Source organism: Mycobacterium sp. E1715 (assembly GCF_001667625.1).
GTDB lineage: Bacteria > Actinomycetota > Actinomycetes > Mycobacteriales > Mycobacteriaceae > Mycobacterium.
Genome location: NZ_LZJJ01000379.1, coordinates 1 through 591, shown reverse-complemented (window position 1 = coordinate 591; position 591 = coordinate 1). Strand labels below are relative to the sequence as shown.

General features: G+C 65.5%; 1 protein-coding gene. It reads left to right on the top strand.

Features of this window, described 5'->3' with window-relative positions; translation table 11 throughout:
- Window positions 1–25 precede the first annotated feature (25 nt).
- Window positions 26–591: iron-containing redox enzyme family protein (locus A9X03_RS18885; RefSeq protein WP_231975420.1), on the top strand; the 566-nt coding region annotated here is incomplete at its 3' end.

Genomic DNA, 591 nt, shown 5'->3' with positions numbered 1-591 from the left:
GGTGCCGGTAGATCACCATTGCCACATCGTCGTCATACCCAGCCGGAGGGGCCAACTCACGCAAAACCGCATCGGCGCCTCCGTTCGCGACTCGGACCCTTACGGCCTGGATCTGCAACTGGCACTGTGCATGTGCTATGAGTTGCACTACCGTGGCTTCGCGGGCGTGGACCCCGGCTGGGAGTGGAATCCTGCGCTGCTGGCGTTACGCGGCGAACTCGAGCGCGTCTTCCTGGCCGGTGTGCGCCGCGACGTCGGAGCCATCGCGTCGGACCAAACGGCGGCCGCCGAGATGGACGCCATTTCGGTGGAACCGGTCGACGGCACCGGCCCCTCGTATTACCTGCGCGACAGCGGAAGCTGGCAGCAGATGCGCGAGTACTTCGTGCACCGGTCGGTCTATCACCTCAAGGAGGGCGACCCGCATGCGTGGGCGATTCCACGTCTGATGGGCGTCGCGAAAGCCGCTTTCGTGGCAATCGAATTCGACGAATACGGCGCCGGGCAGGGCCCCCGGCTGCATCAGCAGCTTTTCGCCGATTTGATGACGGCGGCGCACCTGGACGCCACGTACCTGGCCTACGTGGACGC